This is a genomic window from Haloarchaeobius iranensis (assembly GCF_900103505.1).
Taxonomy (GTDB): Archaea; Halobacteriota; Halobacteria; order Halobacteriales; family Natrialbaceae; genus Haloarchaeobius; species Haloarchaeobius iranensis.
Window position 1 is genome coordinate 235773 of record NZ_FNIA01000003.1, and the last position, 18518, is coordinate 254290.

General features: G+C 68.6%; 26 protein-coding genes. 9 read left to right on the forward strand and 17 right to left on the reverse strand.

Annotated elements, in window-relative coordinates; genetic code table 11:
- Positions 1-50 precede the first annotated feature (50 nt).
- The 7 genes from BLT27_RS04055 to BLT27_RS04085 form a co-directional block, all read right to left on the reverse strand.
- A complete protein-coding gene (locus BLT27_RS04055) occupies positions 51-635 on the reverse strand; it encodes a HemK2/MTQ2 family protein methyltransferase (protein WP_089731749.1) in 585 nt (194 codons plus the stop codon).
- Positions 636-1832, reverse strand: a complete 1197-nt coding sequence (locus tag BLT27_RS04060) for a mechanosensitive ion channel family protein (protein ID WP_245707609.1) — start codon at positions 1830-1832, stop codon at positions 636-638.
- A complete protein-coding gene (locus tag BLT27_RS04065; protein WP_089731750.1) occupies positions 1825-2664 on the reverse strand; it encodes a 16S ribosomal RNA methyltransferase A in 840 nt (279 codons plus the stop codon). Before BLT27_RS04065 ends, BLT27_RS04060 begins: the two co-directional genes overlap by 8 nt.
- 40 nt (positions 2665-2704) lie before the next feature.
- On the reverse strand, positions 2705-3283 hold the full coding sequence (locus tag BLT27_RS04070; protein ID WP_089731751.1) for a DUF655 domain-containing protein: 579 nt from the start codon (positions 3281-3283) through the stop codon (positions 2705-2707).
- A gap of 55 nt (positions 3284-3338) precedes the next feature.
- On the reverse strand, positions 3339-3695 hold the full coding sequence (locus BLT27_RS04075) for an RNA polymerase Rpb4 family protein (protein ID WP_089731752.1): 357 nt from the start codon (positions 3693-3695) through the stop codon (positions 3339-3341).
- Positions 3696-3699: 4 nt separating this feature from the next.
- Positions 3700-3990 (reverse strand): 50S ribosomal protein L21e, encoded by a 291-nt coding sequence (locus BLT27_RS04080; protein ID WP_089731753.1) that lies wholly within the window; start codon positions 3988-3990, stop codon positions 3700-3702.
- Between the two features lie 94 nt (positions 3991-4084).
- Positions 4085-4885, reverse strand: coding sequence for a hypothetical protein (locus tag BLT27_RS04085; RefSeq protein WP_089731754.1), 801 nt, complete (start codon positions 4883-4885; stop codon positions 4085-4087).
- 405 nt (positions 4886-5290) lie between these two features.
- On the opposite strand from BLT27_RS04085, the gene BLT27_RS04090 reads away from it, so the two are divergent.
- From BLT27_RS04090 to BLT27_RS04105, 4 genes are all read left to right on the forward strand, one after another.
- A complete protein-coding gene (locus BLT27_RS04090; RefSeq protein ID WP_175526377.1) occupies positions 5291-5857 on the forward strand; it encodes a GNAT family N-acetyltransferase in 567 nt (188 codons plus the stop codon).
- Positions 5858-5901: 44 nt separating this feature from the next.
- Positions 5902-7071, forward strand: a complete 1170-nt coding sequence (locus BLT27_RS04095) for a cystathionine gamma-synthase (protein WP_089731756.1) — start codon at positions 5902-5904, stop codon at positions 7069-7071.
- Between the two features lie 73 nt (positions 7072-7144).
- Complete coding sequence (locus BLT27_RS04100) at positions 7145-7831, forward strand: MBL fold metallo-hydrolase (protein WP_089731757.1); 687 nt, start codon at positions 7145-7147, stop codon at positions 7829-7831.
- Positions 7832-7833: 2 nt separating this feature from the next.
- Positions 7834-8073 (forward strand): hypothetical protein, encoded by a 240-nt coding sequence (locus BLT27_RS04105; RefSeq protein WP_089731758.1) that lies wholly within the window; start codon positions 7834-7836, stop codon positions 8071-8073.
- Between the two features lie 76 nt (positions 8074-8149).
- On the opposite strand, the gene BLT27_RS04110 is transcribed toward BLT27_RS04105, so the two are convergent.
- From BLT27_RS04110 to BLT27_RS04135, 6 genes are all read right to left on the reverse strand, one after another.
- Entirely contained in the window at positions 8150-8416 is a 267-nt protein-coding gene (locus BLT27_RS04110) for an elongation factor 1-beta (protein ID WP_089731759.1), read from the reverse strand.
- Positions 8417-8418: 2 nt separating this feature from the next.
- The gene (locus tag BLT27_RS04115) at positions 8419-8598 is read right to left on the reverse strand and encodes an HVO_2753 family zinc finger protein (RefSeq protein WP_089731760.1); all 180 of its coding nucleotides are present in this window, start codon (positions 8596-8598) and stop codon (positions 8419-8421) included.
- Positions 8599-8643: 45 nt separating this feature from the next.
- Positions 8644-9903 (reverse strand): tripartite tricarboxylate transporter permease, encoded by a 1260-nt coding sequence (locus BLT27_RS04120; protein ID WP_089731761.1) that lies wholly within the window; start codon positions 9901-9903, stop codon positions 8644-8646.
- 111 nt (positions 9904-10014) lie between these two features.
- Positions 10015-10374 (reverse strand): 50S ribosomal protein P1, encoded by a 360-nt coding sequence (gene rpl12p, locus BLT27_RS04125; RefSeq protein WP_089731762.1) that lies wholly within the window; start codon positions 10372-10374, stop codon positions 10015-10017.
- 5 nt (positions 10375-10379) lie between these two features.
- Complete coding sequence (locus BLT27_RS04130) at positions 10380-11432, reverse strand: 50S ribosomal protein L10 (RefSeq protein WP_089731763.1); 1053 nt, start codon at positions 11430-11432, stop codon at positions 10380-10382.
- Entirely contained in the window at positions 11432-12073 is a 642-nt protein-coding gene (locus tag BLT27_RS04135; RefSeq protein WP_089731764.1) for a 50S ribosomal protein L1, read from the reverse strand. The genes BLT27_RS04130 and BLT27_RS04135 overlap by 1 nt, the downstream gene beginning before the upstream one ends.
- Positions 12074-12421: 348 nt before the next feature.
- Between BLT27_RS04135 and BLT27_RS04140 the strand changes: the two genes are divergently transcribed.
- Positions 12422-13030, forward strand: coding sequence for a hypothetical protein (locus BLT27_RS04140; protein ID WP_089731765.1), 609 nt, complete (start codon positions 12422-12424; stop codon positions 13028-13030).
- Positions 13031-13334: 304 nt separating this feature from the next.
- Here BLT27_RS04140 and BLT27_RS04145 read toward each other — a convergent pair whose 3' ends face one another.
- Positions 13335-13823 carry a 50S ribosomal protein L11 gene (locus BLT27_RS04145; protein ID WP_089731766.1) on the reverse strand — a complete coding sequence of 163 codons (489 nt, stop codon included), beginning with the start codon at positions 13821-13823 and terminating at the stop codon, positions 13335-13337.
- Between the two features lie 144 nt (positions 13824-13967).
- On the opposite strand from BLT27_RS04145, the gene BLT27_RS04150 reads away from it, so the two are divergent.
- On the forward strand, positions 13968-14555 hold the full coding sequence (locus tag BLT27_RS04150; protein ID WP_089731767.1) for an HD domain-containing protein: 588 nt from the start codon (positions 13968-13970) through the stop codon (positions 14553-14555).
- Positions 14556-14559: 4 nt separating this feature from the next.
- On the opposite strand, the gene cutA is transcribed toward BLT27_RS04150, so the two are convergent.
- The 3 genes from cutA to BLT27_RS19640 all read right to left on the reverse strand — a co-directional run bounded on the left by cutA (position 14560) and on the right by BLT27_RS19640 (position 15706).
- Entirely contained in the window at positions 14560-14874 is a 315-nt protein-coding gene (gene cutA, locus BLT27_RS04155; protein ID WP_089731768.1) for a divalent-cation tolerance protein CutA, read from the reverse strand.
- Between the two features lie 47 nt (positions 14875-14921).
- Positions 14922-15470 carry an Ig-like domain-containing protein gene (locus BLT27_RS04160; protein WP_089731769.1) on the reverse strand — a complete coding sequence of 183 codons (549 nt, stop codon included), beginning with the start codon at positions 15468-15470 and terminating at the stop codon, positions 14922-14924.
- A gap of 68 nt (positions 15471-15538) precedes the next feature.
- The gene (locus BLT27_RS19640; protein ID WP_175526378.1) at positions 15539-15706 is read right to left on the reverse strand and encodes an HEWD family protein; all 168 of its coding nucleotides are present in this window, start codon (positions 15704-15706) and stop codon (positions 15539-15541) included.
- 99 nt (positions 15707-15805) lie between these two features.
- Between BLT27_RS19640 and BLT27_RS04165 the strand changes: the two genes are divergently transcribed.
- The 3 genes from BLT27_RS04165 to BLT27_RS04175 all read left to right on the forward strand — a co-directional run.
- Complete coding sequence (locus BLT27_RS04165; protein WP_089731770.1) at positions 15806-16129, forward strand: EthD family reductase; 324 nt, start codon at positions 15806-15808, stop codon at positions 16127-16129.
- Positions 16126-17811, forward strand: coding sequence for a thiamine pyrophosphate-binding protein (locus BLT27_RS04170; RefSeq protein ID WP_089731771.1), 1686 nt, complete (start codon positions 16126-16128; stop codon positions 17809-17811). Before BLT27_RS04165 ends, BLT27_RS04170 begins: the two co-directional genes overlap by 4 nt.
- 87 nt (positions 17812-17898) lie before the next feature.
- A partial coding sequence (locus BLT27_RS04175) for an NAD-dependent epimerase/dehydratase family protein (protein ID WP_139172244.1) occupies positions 17899-18518 on the forward strand: 620 nt, incomplete at its 3' end.

The following is an 18518-nucleotide window of genomic DNA, read 5'->3' on the forward strand; positions in this document are numbered from 1 at the left end:
GCTATGCGGGTGTTTAATATTTTCGAACAATGGAGATGCGTGTGGGTTATCTACCGCAGGAGCTTCAGCACGGTCAGCGTCTCGAACGGGAACGACTCGTCCCGGAGCGCGACCGCGCTGAACCCGTTGGCGGCGGCGCGGTCGACGACCGCGTCGACGCCGGTGAGCGAGGAGACCAGCAGGTACACCGCACCGTCCGGCGCGAGCACGCGCCCCACGTCGTCGAGGAACGGGTCGATGACCGCCCGGCCGTCCTCGCCGCCGGTCAGTGCGACCTCCATCCAGTCGTTGCGGGCCGCGGCCTCGTCGGCCGGCAGGTACGGCGGGTTGAACACCACGGCGTCGAGGCGGCCGTCCCGGAACGGCTCCACGAGGTCCGCGCGCACGACCTGCACACCGTGCTCGCTCCGCTCGCGTGCCTGCTCGCAGGCGTGTGGGTTCAGGTCGGTCGCGACGACCGACGCCTCGGTCGCCGCCGCGATTCGCTCCGCTACGTAACCCGAGCCGGTGCCGACCTCGACGACGGTCCCCGACACCCCGTCGGCGAGCGCCGCCTCGGCGAGCAGGTGCGAGTCCTCCGCGGGCTGGTACACCTCGGTCTCGACGCCGCGGCGCTCGGCCAGGTCGTCGGCCATCTACTCCTCACCTCCGTCCGGCGCCGGTTCGGCGGCTCCGGTGACCGACTCCGCGACCCGCTCGTCCCCCCGCGAGGCGAGGGTCCGCTGCGGGAACGGTATCTCGACGCCCGCCTCGTCGAACGCCTCCTTCACTGCGGTGACGACCGCCGTCCTGGCGCGCCACTTCCGGCGCGCACTCGGGTTGTCGATCCAGAACCGGACGCCGAGCACGACCGCCGAGTCGCCGAAGCGCTTGACGATGACCTGTGGCGTCGGCACCGTCAGGATGGTGTCGAGGTCGTCGATGGCCGCTGCGGCAGTCTCGACGGCTTCGTCGACGTCGCTGTCGTAGTCGACCCCCACCTCGACCTCCAGCCGGAGTCGGCCCTTCCGCGAGCGGTTGGTGATCTGCTGGCCGCTCACCACGTCGTTCGGAATCATCACGTACTCCCCGTCGAACGTCTGGATGCGCGTGTTGAAGATGGAGATGTCGGTGACGATACCATCGACCCCGCCGATCTCGATCCAGTCGCCGATCTCGAACGGACGCGAGAACATCAGCACGAAGCCCGCGAGTACCGCACCGAGCGTCTGTCTCGCGGCCATGCCGACCACGATACCCGCGAAGCCGGCACCGACCAGCAACCCGGTCAGCTGGACGTCCCAGACCCCGAGCGCGACGATGGCCGCACTCGTCCAGAGCACGACCTGGGAGAGGCGGTAGGTGAGCCGTCGCTGGTGGTCCGAGAAGGCCTCGGTCGTCGCGAGGTAGTCCTCCAGCACCCGCTTGACGAGCCGCGAGAGGATGTGCGTGAGCAGGACGAGGACCACCGAGATGAGCACCTTGTCCGCGTCGCTCGTCGTCACCGGCAGGTTCCGCATCGCGGTCGCGACCTCGTCGGCGCTCGACCAGACGCCGACCACGACCGACGACGACGCGAACACGGCAACGCCGATGAGCAACAGCGTCAGCACGTCTGCGACGGTGTTCCCGAACCGGTCGCGCAGCTCCCCCTGCACGCGGTTGGTGACGTAGCCGATAGCCGCGAGGAACGCGACCGCGGTGACTGTCGCGACGACCCGGAGCACCGGACTCTCGACCACGTCGGCGAGTCCGTTCACCGCCTCGACGAGGTCGCTCACCCAGGTCCCGTCGCCGGACTGGAGGCCCACGGCGGCGCGGGCGAGTACCGGACGGACGCCGGTCTCAGTCATCCGACGGACCACGGCCGACGTCGGCCGCGAGCGTCGCCAGTTCGGCGAAGGTCTCCGGTGGGAGCTTCCCGGCCCGCTTGCTCATCAGGTCCTCGTCAGCCGCCTCGACCACGGCGTCGGCGTCGTCCAGCCCGGAGATGTGCGCCGTGTTCCGGACGGCGTTGCGCATCGTCTTCCGGCGCTGGGTGAACACCGCCTTCACGAAGTCGAGGAAGAACTCCTCGTCGTCGACCTCGTAGTCGGGCGTTCTCGGCGTACAGCGGACCACCGCACTGTCGACCTGCGGCGGCGGCGAGAACGCCTCGGCGGGGATGGTCTCGACCAGTTCCACGTCGGCGTAATGCTGCGTGCTCACCGAGAGCCGGCCGTAGTCGTCGGTCCCCGGCTCGGCGACCATCCGATCGGCGAACTCCTGCTGGAACATCAGCACGAGCGGCCGTTCCAGGGGGAGCAGCCGGAACGTGATGGGGCTCGAGACGCCGTACGGCAGGTTCGACACCGACGCCGTGAACTCGGGGAGGTCGACCTCGAGGGCGTCCCCCTCGACGACGGTCAATCGTCCCGCCTCGCGCTCCGCGGCGAACTCCTCGCGGAGGAAGGCGGCGAGCTTCGGGTCGCGCTCGATGGCGGTGACGTGGTCGGCCGACGCGAGCAGCCGGTCGGTCAGTGCGCCGTTGCCCGCACCGATCTCCAGCAGATGCTCGTGGTCGGCCGTCTCGGGGAGGTAGTCTGGCAGTCGGTCGAGGACGCGGTCGTCAACGAGGAAGTGCTGGTCGCGGTCGGGGTCGCCGCGGACCCCCGCCCGGGCCAGCAGTCCGTCGGGGTCTCTCATCGATTGCCCCCGGCTACGGGACCGGGAGGGAAAAAGCCGCCTACTCGTCGCTGCGGCCGACGAACGCCTTGTACTTCAGGTCGTCGTCGCGGAGCTCCTCGAGGATGCGCTCGGCGAGCACGCCGTCAGGGTCGTGCAGGCCGGCGACGCGCTCCTCGAGGTCCTCGAAGCTCTGGAACGGCTTGCGCTTGCGCTGGTCGAGGATACTGTTGCGCAGTTTCTTGCCGATGCCGGGCAGCAGGTTCAGCTGGTGGAGCCGGAGGGTGATGGGCTGGGCGTCGTTGTAGAACGCCACGAAGCGGTCCTCCTCGGCCTCTACCACCTCGGCGACGACGTACTCGATCTCCGACTGTGCGCCCGAGGAGAGGTCGTCGAACTCGATTTCACGGACCCGCTTGACCGTGTCGCCCTGTGGTTCGATGGGTACCTCGTCGTCGATAGCCACGTCTGGCGTCTCCGAGAAGACGACCTCGAACAGGCGGAAGTCGCGGGTGCCCAGCGCGTACGCCAGCGGCTCCCGGTCGTAGCCGGCCCGCCCGTCGCTCGAACGGCCGTTGGGAAATATATCGAGGACGATGGCGTGGACCGACGCCTCCGCCTCACGTTCGGAATCGCTCATTCTATGTACGAGATAGGGGAGGCGCGTATTTAAAAGATGGCGACGGGGTGCCCGTTCAGGCGTACTTCGCGACGACGTTGAGTATCTCGTCGAGCTCGTCGCCGTCGAGCGTGTAGCGCTCCTTGGCGTACACCGAGCGCAGTTCCGTGCGGTCCTGCGGAAGCAGGTTCGCGATCTTGTACGCCGTCGCCTCGTCGACCTTCTCGAGCTCCTGCAGCTCGTCGACCAGCTCCTGTGCTTCCTCGACGTCGAGCACGGCGAAGCGGTGGACGTGCTCGATGGCTCGCGCCAGCTCGTACTGCATCTCGCGCTCCTCGTCGAGGGCCCTCTCCTCCTCGATATCGGCGAGGAGCTCCTTGACCTTCGGCACGGTCACGTACTCCTCGTCGAGCTTTTCTTTGAATATCGTCATGCGATTACTGCTGGGCCTTGAGGTGTGCTGCCGCGACGATGAGGGTCTTCTCCTTGCCGCCGTCCGTGATCTGGACCTTGAACGCGGCGCCCTGTTTCCCGACGACCTCGCCGGTCTGGCCGTCGAAGCGCGGGTGGTAGCGACCCTTCTGGATCGAGGGGTCGATCTTCAGGTGGACCTTCTGGCCCTCGTCGTACTCCTGAATCGCGCGCTGCGGCGGCGATGTGCCCCGCTCGCGGGGGTGGTTCTTGAGCTTGTTCCGCGTGTTCTTCATGGGTCCGTTGGAGTTGGGCATAGTCGTACACCTCCCTTGTCTCGTCGCCGTTATAAATCGCACGTTGTTCGACTGCCGAAACGCCCGGATTCGGCTCGCAGACGCGGCCGGTCGGTCATCGGGCGACGGCGAGGCGGGCGGCCCGGCGGACCGTCGCCGCACGGTCCCCGGCGCCGCCGCAGTCCCGGTTCAGGGCCGCAGCCGCCTGCTCCTCGTGGTCCCGTCGCGACTCGGTGTTCCCGTTCGCGCCGGCCTCGGCCGCCTGCTGATAGTGGTCGGCACCGTCGCGAAGGTTCTCCGCGCTGCACTGGAGGCTCGCGATGGAGCCGCCGACGTCCGGCGGCAGTTCGTCGGGTGCGGCGTAGGCGGTGACTCCCTCCGCCGCGTAGTCCCGGGCCGTCCCGAACGGTTCGATGGCCGACTCGTAGGCACCGTCGTCGTACGCTTCCGCCGCCACGAAGAACCGGTCGAAGGCCAGCGAGAGCAGTCTGGTGCCCTCCGAGAGACTGCTCCCGGCTGCAGTGAGGGCCTCCAGGTCCGAGAGCGAGTCCCGGTACTCGCTCACGCTCGCGTCGGTCCCCTCGGATTCGAGGCGTCCGGCGTCGGCAGTCGCGTCCTCGATGGCTCCCCCGGCCCGTTCGAAGCTCGTGGTCGCGGACTCGAAGGTCGAGGCTGCGGTTTCGAACTCCTGGTTCTCGAACTGTCCGATCCCGACACGCAGCCCGTCGAAGCCGGCGGCCATGGCCTCCAGCGCGCTCGTCAGGTCCCGGAACGACGCCACGAGCGCCCTGAGGTCGTCGATCGCCGCCTGCTGCTCCGCTGTGGGGTCACTGACGGCGGCGGCGTCCAGCGCTCGTTCCGCCGCGTCCAGGTGCTCGGTGATCCGCCCCGGGTCGACCGACACCTGTTCGTCCATCGCCCGGGAGAACGCGTCGCTCTCCTCGTCGAGCGCGGCGAGTGCGGCATCGAGTTCGGCGTTCCCTCGTCGAGGTGGTCGCCGGTCGACTCGGTGGGCGTCGCCGTCGGAGTCTGGGTCGGTGTTTGGGTCGGTTCTGTCGGCGTCTCTGTGGCGGTCGTTCCACCGCCACCGGACGAACAGCCCGCCAGCCCGAAGAGGGCCAACGAACCGGCTGTTCGGAGCCAGCTGCGTCGGTGCATGCGTGAACTCGACCGCCGACGCGCAAAAGGGACGTGGCCGTCGCGGCCCAGCGTTTTACGTCCTTAAACAGTGGGAGGACGTTCCCTCTACTCCAATCTCTTTCGACACGTAGCAAGAAAAGCGTATTAAATGCGGCTGAATATCAACGCACGAGTGAATAAGATGGACGAAACGAAACCAAACGCTCCGAACTCTGGACGCGCTGGCGAGTGGTACTCGCCGGCGCCCTCCAGAGCGTCCGACCGCCCGCCACGGTCGTTCCTCGATGCTCGTGGCCGCTACCTCCAGCTGTCCGTCGGCTACGGCCTCTCGACCGAGACGTACGAGGCACTCGTCGGAATGTACGACACGTTCGACCCCGCCGACCGGGTCCACGGGCTGCCACCGCTCGCAACGGACACCATCCGCGACTGGCTCGACAACCTCCGGCCCGGCATCCACGCCGTGGCCCGCCACGATGGCCGCGTCGTGGGCCACGCCGTCCTCATGGAAGCCAGCGACGAGGAGGTGCACGAACTCGCCATCTTCGTCCGCGGGAGCTACCAGCACGCACGAATCGGTACCCGCATCCTGGAGCGCTTCTGCTGGGAGGCCGACCGCTACGGTATCCCCGCAATCACGCTCTTCGTCCAGTCCGACAACCGGCCCGCGCTCAACCTCTACCGGTCCATGGGCTTCGAGGGAGAGTACGTCGGCCACGGCGAGCTGGAGATGCGCCTCGACCTGTAGTCGCCCAACGCAAGAGTAACCAGTCCGGGGGGCGATGCCCGCGTATGGACGAAGCAGACGAGGACTTCCGCATCGAGACGCGCTCCATCCACGCCGGGCAGGAGCCCGACGAGGAGACCGGCGCGCTCATGACGCCGATCTACGCGAACTCCACGTACGAGCAGGACGGCCCCGGCGACCACCGCGGCTACGAGTACTCGCGCACCGCGAACCCGACACGCACCGACCTGGAGGCGAACCTCGCCAGCCTCGAGGGTGGCGAGTTCGGCCGCTGCTTCTCCTCCGGGATGGGCGCCATCAACACCGTGCTGAACCTGCTCGAATCCGGCGACCACGTCGTCACCGGCGAGGACGTCTACGGCGGGACCCACCGCATCTTCACGCAGGTGTACGAGGACTACGACCTGGAGTTCTCGTTCGTCGATATGACGGACCTGGACGCCATCGAGTCGGCGATGCAGGAGAACACGGAGCTCCTCTGGCTGGAGACGCCGACGAACCCGCTCATGTCCATCGTCGACATCCGGGGCGCGTCCGACATCGCACACGAGTACGACGCCCTCTGTGCCATCGACAACACGTTCGCCACGCCGTACCTCCAGCGGCCGCTCGAACACGGCGCGGACATCGTGAGCCACTCGCTGACGAAGTACCTCGGCGGCCACTCCGACGTGGTCGGCGGCGCGCTCGTCACGGACGACGAGGAGCTCGACGAACGGATCGGCTTCTACCAGAACTCCGTCGGCGCGACCCCAGGCCCGCACGACTGCTTCCTCGTCCTCCGCGGGACGAAGACCCTGCCCGTCCGGATGGACCGCCACTGCGAGAACGCCCGGGCCATCGCCGACTGGCTGGCCGAGCACGACGCCGTCTCGGCGGTGTTCTACCCCGGGCTCGACGACCACCCCGGTCACGAGGTCGCTGCCGAGCAGATGGACGACTTCGGCGGGATGCTCAGCTTCGAGGTCGACGGCACGCTCGAACAGGCCAGCACCGTCGTCAGCGAGACCGAGGTGTTCACGCTCGCGGAGTCCCTCGGCGGCGTCGAGAGCCTCATCGAGCAGCCGGCCGCGATGACCCACGCCGCCATCCCGAAGGAGGAACGCCTCGAGGCGGGCCTCACCGACGGCCTCATCCGCGTCAGCGTGGGCATCGAGCACGTCGACGACCTCACCGCCGACCTCCAGCAGGCGTTCGACGCGGCCGGGCTCTGAGCGGCCGCCCCAATCGCGCCCGCCGTCCCCTGTCGGCACAACGGCTTTCCTCCTCGCAGTCGCAGTTCGGCACATGACACCCAACGGCGTCCACACCTTCACCTTCGAGTTCGACTTCGGGGGGCGCGTGCTGACCGTCCATCCGGCGGCGGTCGAGACGAACCACGGCCTCGTGCTGCTGGACGTGGGGCTGCCCGGTGCGACGGACCAGCTCCGCGACGCGCTCGGCGATGCCGGCCTCGACCTCGCGGACGTGTCGATGGTGGTGCTCACCCACCACGACGGCGACCACGCCGCGGGCCTCGCCGAGCTGGCGGACGAGACGCGGCTCATCGTCGCCACACACCGGGGCGAGGCACCGTACGTCGACGGCCGCCGACACCCCGTCAAGGCCGCCCCCGACGACGAGCGCTTCCCGCCGGTGCCGGTCGACCTCGAACTCACCGGCGGCGAGACGTTCCACACCGACGCCGGGCCGATGCGGGTCGTCGAGACGCCCGGGCACTCGCCCGGCCATGTCTCCCTGTATTTCCCCGACCACCGGTTCCTCGTCGCCGGCGACGCGATGACGAACGACAACGGGGGCGCGGACGCCTTCGGCGGCCCCAAACCGCAGTTCACCCCGGAGCTGGACCAGGCCGTCGAGTCGGTCGGCCGCCTCGCCGAGCTCGATATCGAGACGACGCACTGCTATCACGGCGGCACGGCCGACGCCGGCACGGACGACATCGCCGCGATACACGCGGAGCGACGGCGCTGACCGTGTCCGACACTCCCGGCCCCGAATCGAAGACCCTCGTCGACGAGGTCGTGGACCCCCGTCTGTTCCTGTTCGTCGTCACCATCGCGGTCGTCTCCGTCACGGCGGACTACCTCGGTGTCGGCGTCCTCGGCGTCGAGACACTCGCGGACGCGATAGAGACTGCTCTCGTCATGACCGCCGGTTCCTACCTGGGCGTCGTCGTCATCGACGTCGGCTGGCGCCGTCTCTTCGGACGCTGACGGTCGGCGGAGCGGTTGCTACGGGAGCGAACGAGCGGTCACCGGGTGGTGACCAGAAACCGCGGTCGGCTCGAACTCAGATACGGCCGACGTTCTCGACGGAGACGGACTCGACGCCGTCGACCTCGGCGAAGGCCTCCTCGACTGCCTCGGTGCCACCGGCGTCGTCGGGCACGATGACGGTCGGGAACAGCGCGACGAGACCGAACGCGACGTCTTTACGCTCGACGCCGTTGATCTTCGCGCCCTCGGGCAGGGAGTTCTCGAGACGCTCCTGGAGCTCGTCCAGGTCGATGTCCGGGCTGTTCGGCATGACCTTGATCTTGGCTGCTACCTTCCCCATGGTTACGGCCCCTCGAACCCGCAGTCGGGACAGTTGTACAGGTTGCTCTGCTTGCGGCACTTCGCGCAGCGGTAGATCTGCGCACCACAGTCCGGGCACTTGAACGCGGCTGCGTTCGTCCCGGAGATGTTGATCCCACAGGAGACGCAGGTGCGCCGGGCGCGTTGGTTCGACTCGCTCATACCGCTGGTTTCCCGCCCGTCGGTTTTAACGGTTGTCTTTCGACCCTACAGCGCGAGTGGCACCAGCAGCACGCCCATGCAGTAGACGCGTCGCGTCCGGAGGCGGACCGGGACCAGCCCGACGAGCGTCGCCGTCGCGAACAACACCACACCGACCGGACCTGCGAACGCCAGCGAGAGCACCACGAGCAGGCCGAGCGCCGCACCGGAGAGCCGGCGCGAGTCCGCGCGCCCGACGAACGCCAGGTAGCGGTCGCCGACAGTGACCACCAGCACTGTCCCCGCCGCGCCGGCGACGACGACCGCCGCCAGCGCGACCGTGAGCGACGGCACACCACCAACGCGGTCGACCGCGACCAGCACGCCCGTTCGCGGCGACCCGAGCGAGACGAGCGCGAACAGCGCAAAGACGCCGTTGGCCGTGTTGACGCCGCTCGTCGCGACGACGTACCCCCGGTCGCCCGTCTCGGAGGGGAGCCCTGCCAGTGCGGCCGTCGCCGCCACGGCACTCGACACCCCCGGCAGATAGCCAACGGCCCCGCCGGCCAGCGCACCGGTGCCGGCGGCCACGCCGACCGAGCGCCGGTCGACCAGCAGCCGGGCGTCGGCCTGTGGCGGGACGCCCCCGCCGTCGATGGCGTCGAGCAGCACGGGTGCGCCGAACAGCCCGGCGAACAGCGGCGTCAGCACGCTCGCGGGGAGCGGTGCCCCCGGCTCCATCGGGAGTGCGACGGCGCCCAGCGCACCGGAGAGGGCGAGGACGACCAGCCCCGCGAGCCGCGGCCACCACGACGGCTCGATGGCGAGCGTCAGGACCACGACCGCGGCGAGCACCAGCGACAGGTGTGCGAGCAGTGTCGGGTACACGGCCGTCATGAGCTCGGTCGCCGGGACCGCGAGCAGCGCGGCGAGTACGAGAGCCGCCCCACTGCCGAGGGCGGACAGTCGGAGTGCCTCACGCCCGCGGCCGCCGAGCACGAGCCGATGGCCGGGAAGCGCCGACGCTGCCATCGCCGGGTCGGGCACTCCGAGTGCCAGCGCCGGCACCACGTCCAGGAACGTGTGGACGACGCCCGCCGCGAGCATCGCCGCGACGACGCACGACTGCGGTGCCGGGGCCGACGGGGCCACCGCCGCCAGTAGCAACGCGAAGTTGTTGGCGTGCAGCCCCGGCGTCAGACCACTCGCCGTGCCGAGACAGACCCCCGCGAACACGGACACGAGCAGCCACAGGTCGGTGGCGGCGCCGGGGGTGGAAAACGGTGCGACCGGCGCGCCCGCACCGGTGGTGAGAGACGGCTCCATCGCCGGCTCTGGTCCCCTACTTGTATAAGAACGTCAGCGTGGGTCGGTCGGGACAGCGGCGGCTCGTGGTCGGCTGCGTCGAAAGAAAGCTCGATTGCTGTGGCGTGACGTTCAGCCGAAGAGGCCGCCGAGGCCCTCGGCGCCCTCGTCGGAGACGTCCTCGTCGTCGTCATCGTCGTCGTCCGTCGTGTCCGGCACGTCGGAGACCTCCTCCTCCTCGTCCTCGTCGCCACCCTCGTCGCCACCCTCGTCAGCCGGGGCAGCGCCGCCTGCGGCCGCGCCGCCGGCGGGAACAGCGGCCGCCTCCGAGACGGCCTCGTCGATGTCGACGTCCTCGAGCGCTGCGACGAGCGCCTTGACGCGCGACTCCTCGACGTCGACGCCCGCTGCGTCGAGCACTGCGGTGAGGTTCTCTTCGTTGATCTCTTCGCCCGATTCGTTCAGGATGAGTGCTGCGTAAACGTACTCCATTGTAATTATCCGAACATGTTTCCGAGGCCAGCTGCGCCGTCCTCGTCGTCGCCGTCGTCTTCGTCGGCGTCGTCGGCGTCAGCTTCCTCGGTCGTGTCTTGGTCGTCGTCCGATTCGTCTTCGGCTTCGGTGGTCTCCGCCTCCTCGGTGGCTGCAGGCGCTTCGATGTCCTGCAGTTCCTCAGGAAGCGCCTCGGGGTCGTCGAACGCCGCTGCGAGCGCGCGTACCTGCCCGTCCGCCTTGCGGACGAGGTCGTCCACGAGCTCCGGGCTCTCGACGGAGGCGTGCAGGCCGAGGCTCTTGGCCTCGCCCGTCGCCTTCGCGATGAGCGTCGACACGGTGGCCGCCGTCGGGTAGGACGCGTTGACGGAGAGGTTCCGTGCGCGAGCGGCCGCCGTGGCCACGTCGCTGCGGTAGGCCTCGACGTCGATGTCGAGGTCCGCGGGGTCGAACATGACGCCGTCAGAGTAGACGGCGCGCAGGTCGAGCCCGACCTCCTTCGGCTCGATACCGAGTTCGCTCAGGACGTTCGCGAGCCCGTCGGAAACCTCCTCGCCCGCGCTCAGAACGTTCGAGTCCTCCGTGACGTGGATGGACCCGTCCTGGATGCGTGCCGCGGCACCGACCTGCTGGAGTTCGCCGACGAACGGTCCCGGGTCGACACCGGTGTCGCCCTCGGGGATGACGATGTCGTTCGGCGCGACTTCGCCAGCGTTGATCGGTGCGGGCGTCTTCGAGGCTTCGAGCACCTTGTACAGCGCGAACGGGTTATCGTCCGTGCCGATGAGGCCGACCTGGCCCTCGATGTGCTCGGCGAGGCCTTCGATACCCTCGTCGACCTCGTCGAGCGCACGCTCGAGCAGCGTGTTCCGGCTCATCCGGAGCTTCGTGTCCGGGTAGAGGTCGGCGCGCATCGCCTGGAGCTGTCGGCTCGGGATACCGGCGACGTTGACGACGCCGACGCTCTGGAAGGACTCGATCATCTCGACCAGTTCGTCGACCTCCTCGACCTTCCACTGCGGAAGGTTCTCGGTCTTGCGCTCGGCTCCGGCGCTCATCAGGCGCTCACCTCCACGGACGGCCCCATCGTGGTCTTCACGTAGATGGAGTCGATGTTGAGGGGGCCCTTCTCGAGGTTGGCCTCCAGCCGCCGGACGATGACGTCGATGTTGTCGGCGATGTCGTCCGCATCCATGTCCTCTGCACCGACACGGGTGTGGAACGTCCGCCGGTCACGGCTCCGGAGCTGGACGGTGTTCTTCATGCGGTTGACGGTCTCCACGACGTCCTCGTCGAGGCCGAGCGGTGTCGGCATCTTCCCTCGCGGACCGAGGATGGTCCCGAGGTGACGAGCGACGTCCTGCATCATGTCCTCCTCTGCGATGAAGAAGTCTGTCTTGTCGGCGAGGTCCTTCGCGTCGTCGTCGTCACCGCCCAGGTCCGCCAGACCGTCTCCGCCGAACACTTCGTCGGCGACGTCCTCGGCTCGGAGGGCGGTTTCGCCCTCGGCGAAGACTACGATCTGGGTTTCCTGGCCGGTGCCCGACGGCAACACGACGGACTCGTCGATACGTTTCGACGGGTCGTTGAGGTCAAGGTCGCGCAGGTTGATCGCGAGATCGACCGTTTCGCGGAAGTTCCGCTCCGGGCCGTCCTCGAGTGCGCGAGAGACTGCTGTGACTATATCCTGGTCTGCCATCGTTCACCTCCGTAGTACGCGTAGTGCTCCTACGGGTCAGTGAAACAGGCGAAGCCTGTCTCACGTAGGCCGTGACGGAGTGCAAACTTAAAGCCGTCGAACCCGACCAGCCGGCAACACGGCAGTTTGCGCCGGCTAACTGCCTGCATTCAACGGCCGTACCCGGCCGCTCTGCTCCCCTGCCGCGGCCGACACCGCCCTGGCTTCGGACCGGCGCTCGTCGTCCACGCGGCAGCTGTTCGGGTGCCGTTCGAGGCGGGTCTGGACGCCGGAGCTGGCTCGACTTGTATAACTACGCGCGAGCCAGAGAGTTTTTCCGCTTCCACGGCATCCCACCCATCGAAACGGATGGAAGACACGAGCGACAGACTGGACGACCACATCTCGCATGCCATCGTCGATGGCACGCCGTACGAGCGACTACGCGCGCGACGGTACAGCCTCTTTTCGGCAACGATTCCGACGAAGCTCCGACGACAGGGCGGACTCCTGCTCCTGCTCACCGCGGCGGTCCCGCTGCTCGGGGCCGCGACCGCGACGACGGAGGGGGGGACCACGTGGTCGGCACTGTTCACCTCGCCGAAGATCGCGTTGCTTGCCTTCTTCGCCGTCGGCGTCGAGACGCTCGCCGCCGTCGCGCTGTTCGCCATCGCGGCGCTCCGGCTGAAACACGAGATACTGGACGAACGGACTGCGCATCGACTGTTGAACCTCGAGGATATGGCCGCCATGATGGGCCTCGGGACCGGGGGACTCGCCGTCGTCCTCGTCGCCGCCTACGCCGTCCTCGGCGTGCTCGCGCCCGACGCGCTGGTCGGCCTGCAGCCCGCTCACTCCGCCGGGCCCTTCTCGGCCTCCGGCGCGGGGCTGCCCCTGGCGGCTGTCGCCGCGCTGTCGTCAGTGGTCGCGGTCGCCACCGTCGTCGGTGGCAGCCTGCTCCGCGAGCGCCTGTCGTAGCTGGCGCTCGCTGGGTGTCGTCGGGTCGGGGCCCACGACGGCCGCCGTCGCTGTGGTCGTGACTCACCGGTCGTCAGGGCGAGCGTCGGAAACTCGTTGGACGCTCGTCCATCGAGCGGCCGCGGGTTACGCTGCCGCTTCAGCCGCACGATTCGCACTCCGCGCTGCCGCTCGGAGTTCGAAACACCGAAAATCTCGCTGTGCTCGATTTTCGAGCGTTCTCCTCGTCAGCCTCGCTACGACGCGGCTTCCTCGGCGAAAACGTGGCGTCACTCGCTACGCTCGTGCCGCTCGCATTCGCGGCCTACGCTTCCGCTTCGGCCGCGAACACGTCGTCGTACTCGCCGTCGTCGATCCGCTGCTTGAACTCGCGCGGGTTCTCGCCCTCGATGGTGACACCGAGCGACGTGCAGGTGCCGACGACCTCCTTCGCGGCGTTCTTCAGGTCGTAGGAGAGCAGGTCCGAGTGCTTCTGGTCGGCGATCTGCTTGACCTGTTCGACGGTGAGGTCGGCGACGAAGTTCTCCTGGGGCTCGCCGCTACCGGTGTCGAAGCCGGCTTCGTCCTTGACGAGCTCCGCCGTCGGCGGGACGCCGACTTCGATGGTGAAGGAGCCGTCGTCGTCGTACTCGACGGTGACGGGCACTTCCGTGCCGTCGAACGCGGCGGTCTCCTCGTTGATCTGACTCACGACTGCCTGCACGTCGACGGGTGTCGGACCGAGCTCGGGACCGAGCGGCGGGCCAGGGTTGGCCTGGCCACCCGGAACGAGCACTTCGATGGTTCCAGCCATGCGTGAACGAATCCGTGCGCGAGTTTTAAGGATTGTCTTTCGGCGGCGGGTGCGTTGCGCTGTCACGGCACACCGTCTCGCTTTCGAGATTGATAAGGATTATATGAACGACGGCCGTGAGAGAGTGGAAACCGGTACTCTCACATGAAACTGGCAACCGACCCCACTCCGAACGAACGAGACGCAGCGATCAGCACACAGTCCGGCCGGACCGTCCGCCCGTTCGACCCGGACCCCGAAGCCGTCGACCTCGCGGACCTCGCCCACGGGACGGCCAACGTCTGCCGTGCGGCCGGGCAGTCCCGGTTCTTCTACAGCGTCGCCCTCCACTCGCTCTACGTCAGCCGCGAACTCGGCCGCGCCGGTGAGGACGAACGGACGCAGCTCTACGGGCTCCTCCACGACGCCTCCGAGGCCTACGTCGCGGACGTGCCCGGCCCGCTGAAGAAGCATCTGCCGAACTACAAGCGCGCCGAGAAACACGTACAGGACGCTATCTGGGCGGCATTCGAGCTCGAACCGCCGACCGACGAGGCGTGGGCGGCGGTCAAGCGCGCGGACGGCCGGCTCCAGCGCTACGAGCTCCCCGTACTCATCCCCTCCCAGGAGTGGGAGGGCGACCGACCAGCGCTCGGCTACGACCTCCGGCTCGACGCGACCGACGACGTGCCGGCGCTGTTCGAGTCCCGCGCGACGGAGCTCGTCGAAGCGACCGACGCGGGCCGCCCGTAGCGGCTCAGTCCGCGCCGGAGTCGACCGCCGAACCGAGCCACTCCGCGAACGGATCCGTCGTGGCGGCCACGTCGAACCGCTCGACACAGGGCACGTCGTACGGGTGCAGTTCGGCGACGCGCGCAATCAGCTCGTCGCACGCCTCGTCGGCCGTCTTCGCGAGCAGTATCTCCCCGTCCTCGTCGTGGACCTCGCCCTCCCAGCGGTACGTCGAGCGACAGCGCACGCGGTTGACGCAGGCTGCGAGCCGTTCCTCGACCAGCTGGCTGGCGATCTCCCCCGCGGCGTCCGGCGGCGCGGTGATGTAGACGGTCGGCATGGCTCCCCCTGTGTCCGCCGGGGAGAAAACGGCGACGCCTCGCCGGGTCAGTCTCCCGACGGGCAGCCACCGACCGCGAACGCCGACGCGGGTCCCGGCGCCGCGGCGGTTCCTGCGATTATCGCGTCACAGCTGTCGACGACGAACGAGAACGGGCCGTCCTCGCCGCCGACGCGAAGGCTCGCGTTCCGTGACCCGCCCGTGCCGCCCATCTCACCGCAGGGCTCGCGGCGCCACTCGAACGTCTCGGACTCGCCACTCGGGAGCCGGGCGGTCACCTCGTACTCTCCCTGCCAGCCGGCGACATCCCGGAACTCGGCCGCCTGCCCCGGGTGCAGTTCGTAGGTACCGGAGAGAATCGTCGTATCGGTCGCGTCCGTCCGGGTAAGCGTGATTCGGGTACACTGGGTGTCGCCGGTGAGGTTCGCCAGGAAGAGGTAGTGCGAGCCGCCCGGGCCGTATCCGGTGGTACCCGGGACGTCGGTGCGGTCGATGTCGTCGTCCCGTCCGGTACTGGCGTCCCGGTTCGTGAGTTCGGCACAGCCGCCGACGGCCACGGAGACACCGACGCTCGCGAGGAGGGCGCGTCGCTTCATAGGTCGACACACGGCCCGACAGGATAACGGCCTTCTGCTAGTTGAAATCAGTGTTTCAGCCCGTTCGACTACTCCGCGACGGGGTTGAACGTCCCGTTGATGTCCCACTCGTGGATGCAGAACGGCTCGCCGGCCGCGCCGTCGGCGACCCGCCACGACTCGACGTCGTCGTCCCATCGCTCCCGTCGGCCGCACAGCTCGCAGGTTCGGGCGGTCGGTCGCTTCAGTTCCGTCATAGCTTGGAGTGTGTCGTCGAGACACAAAAGCTCACGCGCCCCCGGCAGGTTTCCCGCACCGGTAAACCCAAGGGCGGCCCGAGCGTCGTTTCGACCGATATGGTGAAGCTCGTCAACCTCCTCGTCCGGCAGGACGACATGTCGCACGAGGAGTTCGTGGAGTACTGGTACGAGGAACACGTTCCGCTGGCCAAGGAGCTGCCCCACGCGAACAAGTACGCGACGAGCGTGCCGACCGCCCCCGAACGCAGCGAGTACGACGGCATCGTCGAGCTGTACTTCGACGACATGAGCGACCTGCAGGCCGCCTTCGAGTCGGAGGTCGGCCAGGAGGTCCAGGCCGACCTTGCGAACTTCGCGAAGCCCGACGCCGGGCCGACGCTGTACGTCGACGAGACCGTGCAGATGGACGGAGACGTATGAACACGGCCGAACGAGTCGTCGAGACGCTCTCGGCGCTCGGCACCGAGTACGTGTTCGGCTACCCCGGTGGTCGCGTCATCGAGGTGTTCGAGACGCTCGCCGACCACGACGAGATACAGGTCGTCCGCCCGCGCGACGAGCGCGAGGCGAGCGTGATGGCCGAGTCCTACGGCCGGATGACGGGCCAGCCCGGCGTCCTCGCCGGGCAGGGCCCGTGGGTCGGCAGCCTCGGCAACATGGGCCAGATGGAGGCTCGGCTCGCCTCCTCGCCGATGGTCGCCATCACGGAGGCCAGCGAGCGCGGCGACTACTCCACGCTCGCGCCGTACCAGCAGTCCCGCGGCGACTACGGCGGCCTCGCGCTCCCGAAGATCCTCGACGGGGTCACGAAGGAGTGGTGGTTCCCGCGGAGTCCGACCGAGACGGTGCGCTCGACGCAGCTCGCGTTCAAGCACGCCACCGCGGGTCGACCGGGACCGACCGCGGTCATCCTCGACGGCGACGCCGTCAGCGAGGAGTTCCCCGAGGACGCCATCCCGCCGGTGTGGGACGACGAGCGGCAGGTCGAGAACTGGCAGGCGCAGCCGACGGACGACGACGTGGCGGACGCCGTCGAGGCGCTCGAAGCCGCCGAGCGGCCGGTCGTCATCGCGGGCAACGGCGTCCACGCCGCCGACGCCTACGACGAGCTGCAGGCCGTCGCAGACGCGTACGACGCCGTCGTCGCGACCTCGTACCTCGGGAAGTCGACGATTCCGGAGACCCACGAGCGGGCCTCGGGCGTCATCGGCTCGTTCGGCCACGAAGGCGCGAACCAGGTCGTCAGCGAGGCCGACACGCTGCTCGTCGTCGGCTGCCGGATGAACCCGATGGACACGAACTGGCAGGCCGCGTCGTTCATCCGTCCGGACGAGCAGACCATCGTCCACGCGGACATCGACACGCGCAACGCCGGGTGGGTGTACCCGGCCGACGTGGGACTCATCGGCGACGCCGCCGAGTCGCTGGCCGCGCTGGCCGACGCGGGCGGGAGCGAGACCGGCTGGGCGCTCGACCGTGCTGCCGAGGCCCGCGAGGACTTCTCGGTGCCCGAGTGCGAGTCCGACGACACGCCAATCATGCCCCAGCGGGCGTGCAAGGCCATCGAGAGCGTGGTCGACAGCGACACCGTCGTTACCGCGGACTCCGGCAACAACCGCTTCTGGCTGCTCAACTACCTCCAGACGCCCGACACGGAGACGTACTACGGCTCCGGCGGCGTCGGCGGGATGGGCTGGGCGGCCCCGGCGGCGGTCACCGCCGCGCTGCTCGGAAAGGACGCCATCGGCGTCGCCGGTGACGGCGGCTTCACCATGACGATGACCGCCGTCGAGACGGCCGTCGACCACGGCGTCGCGCCGACGTTCGTCGTCCTCAACGACACGAGCCTCGGGATGGTCCGGCAGATGGACGACTCCATCCCCGGCGTCGAGTTCCACGACACCGACTTCGTGCAGGCCGCGGAGGCCCTCGGCGGGGAGGGACACCGCATCACCGACCCGGACGACCTCGAACCGAGGCTCGAGGCGGCCAGGGCGAACGACGTGCCGACGGTGCTCGACGTGCGTATCGACCGTGGGCCCGACATGGCGGAGACGCTCCAGTCGTCGTTCTACGCCGAGGTCGGCGGCCTCCACGAGTAACCCTCACAAACCTGGTTTGGCGGGGACGGACGGGCGTGGATGCCGTCACGGGAACCTTTTTGCCGGCCGTCGAAGAACGTTCGTCCAATGTCCGATTCGACCGTACTCGTCACGGGTGGCACCGGCTTCATCGGTTCGTACGTCGCGAAGGACCTGGTCGACCACGGCCACGACGTGGTGGCCTACGACCTCTCGACGGACCCGCGCATCCTGGAGAAGCTCGACATCGCCGAGGACGTCGAGATCCGCCGGGGCGACGTGAGCGACCCGACCGACGTGGTCAACGCCGTCGCCGAGACCGACACGACCCACATCGTCCACCTCGCCGCACTGTTGACGAACACGGCCGAGTCGAACCCCCGTGCCGCCATGCAGGTGAACATCGAGGGCACGAACAACATCTTCGAGGCCGCGCGCACGCTCGACGACCAGGTCGAGCGCGTCGCCTGGGCCTCCTCCGCCGCGGTGTACGCCCCGCCCGCGAACTACGACGACGGCAGTGACTGGTGGGTGACCGAGGACGACCTCGTCTATCCCGACACGCTGTACGGCGCGACCAAGGAGTACAACGAGCACCAGGCCCGGGTGTACAACGAGGAGTTCGGCGTCGACCACGTCGCCATCCGCCCCACAGTGGCGTACGGTCCGTACCGCGAGACCGGCGGGAGCGCGTTCCTCGCGAACATCATCGAGAAGCCCGCGGTCGG

What these genes read in the sequence shown, in the direction of transcription:
- BLT27_RS04135 (WP_089731764.1), bottom strand. Translation starts at nt 12,073, where the DNA reads ATGGCAGACCAGGATATAGTCACAGCAGTCTCTCGCGCACTCGAGGAC.
- BLT27_RS04170 (WP_089731771.1), top strand. Translation starts at nt 16,126, where the DNA reads ATGAACACGGCCGAACGAGTCGTCGAGACGCTCTCGGCGCTCGGCACC.
- BLT27_RS04130 (WP_089731763.1), bottom strand. Translation starts at nt 11,432, where the DNA reads ATGAGCGCCGGAGCCGAGCGCAAGACCGAGAACCTTCCGCAGTGGAAG.
- BLT27_RS04160 (WP_089731769.1), bottom strand. Translation starts at nt 15,470, where the DNA reads ATGAAGCGACGCGCCCTCCTCGCGAGCGTCGGTGTCTCCGTGGCCGTC.
- BLT27_RS04095 (WP_089731756.1), top strand. Translation starts at nt 5,902, where the DNA reads ATGGACGAAGCAGACGAGGACTTCCGCATCGAGACGCGCTCCATCCAC.
- BLT27_RS04055 (WP_089731749.1), bottom strand. Translation starts at nt 635, where the DNA reads ATGGCCGACGACCTGGCCGAGCGCCGCGGCGTCGAGACCGAGGTGTAC.
- BLT27_RS04100 (WP_089731757.1), top strand. Translation starts at nt 7,145, where the DNA reads ATGACACCCAACGGCGTCCACACCTTCACCTTCGAGTTCGACTTCGGG.
- BLT27_RS04120 (WP_089731761.1), bottom strand. Translation starts at nt 9,903, where the DNA reads ATGGAGCCGTCTCTCACCACCGGTGCGGGCGCGCCGGTCGCACCGTTT.
- BLT27_RS04075 (WP_089731752.1), bottom strand. Translation starts at nt 3,695, where the DNA reads ATGACGATATTCAAAGAAAAGCTCGACGAGGAGTACGTGACCGTGCCG.
- BLT27_RS04090 (WP_175526377.1), top strand. Translation starts at nt 5,291, where the DNA reads ATGGACGAAACGAAACCAAACGCTCCGAACTCTGGACGCGCTGGCGAG.
- BLT27_RS04110 (WP_089731759.1), bottom strand. Translation starts at nt 8,416, where the DNA reads ATGGGGAAGGTAGCAGCCAAGATCAAGGTCATGCCGAACAGCCCGGAC.
- rpl12p (WP_089731762.1), bottom strand. Translation starts at nt 10,374, where the DNA reads ATGGAGTACGTTTACGCAGCACTCATCCTGAACGAATCGGGCGAAGAG.
- cutA (WP_089731768.1), bottom strand. Translation starts at nt 14,874, where the DNA reads ATGCCGACCGTCTACATCACCGCGCCGCCGGACGCCGCGGGGGAGATC.
- BLT27_RS04070 (WP_089731751.1), bottom strand. Translation starts at nt 3,283, where the DNA reads ATGAGCGATTCCGAACGTGAGGCGGAGGCGTCGGTCCACGCCATCGTC.
- BLT27_RS04085 (WP_089731754.1), bottom strand. Translation starts at nt 4,885, where the DNA reads ATGGACGAACAGGTGTCGGTCGACCCGGGGCGGATCACCGAGCACCTG.
- BLT27_RS04150 (WP_089731767.1), top strand. Translation starts at nt 13,968, where the DNA reads ATGAAACTGGCAACCGACCCCACTCCGAACGAACGAGACGCAGCGATC.
- BLT27_RS04060 (WP_245707609.1), bottom strand. Translation starts at nt 1,832, where the DNA reads ATGACTGAGACCGGCGTCCGTCCGGTACTCGCCCGCGCCGCCGTGGGC.
- BLT27_RS04065 (WP_089731750.1), bottom strand. Translation starts at nt 2,664, where the DNA reads ATGAGAGACCCCGACGGACTGCTGGCCCGGGCGGGGGTCCGCGGCGAC.
- BLT27_RS04115 (WP_089731760.1), bottom strand. Translation starts at nt 8,598, where the DNA reads ATGAGCGAGTCGAACCAACGCGCCCGGCGCACCTGCGTCTCCTGTGGG.
- BLT27_RS04165 (WP_089731770.1), top strand. Translation starts at nt 15,806, where the DNA reads ATGGTGAAGCTCGTCAACCTCCTCGTCCGGCAGGACGACATGTCGCAC.
- BLT27_RS04080 (WP_089731753.1), bottom strand. Translation starts at nt 3,990, where the DNA reads ATGCCCAACTCCAACGGACCCATGAAGAACACGCGGAACAAGCTCAAG.
- BLT27_RS19640 (WP_175526378.1), bottom strand. Translation starts at nt 15,706, where the DNA reads ATGACGGAACTGAAGCGACCGACCGCCCGAACCTGCGAGCTGTGCGGC.
- BLT27_RS04145 (WP_089731766.1), bottom strand. Translation starts at nt 13,823, where the DNA reads ATGGCTGGAACCATCGAAGTGCTCGTTCCGGGTGGCCAGGCCAACCCT.
- BLT27_RS04140 (WP_089731765.1), top strand. Translation starts at nt 12,422, where the DNA reads ATGGAAGACACGAGCGACAGACTGGACGACCACATCTCGCATGCCATC.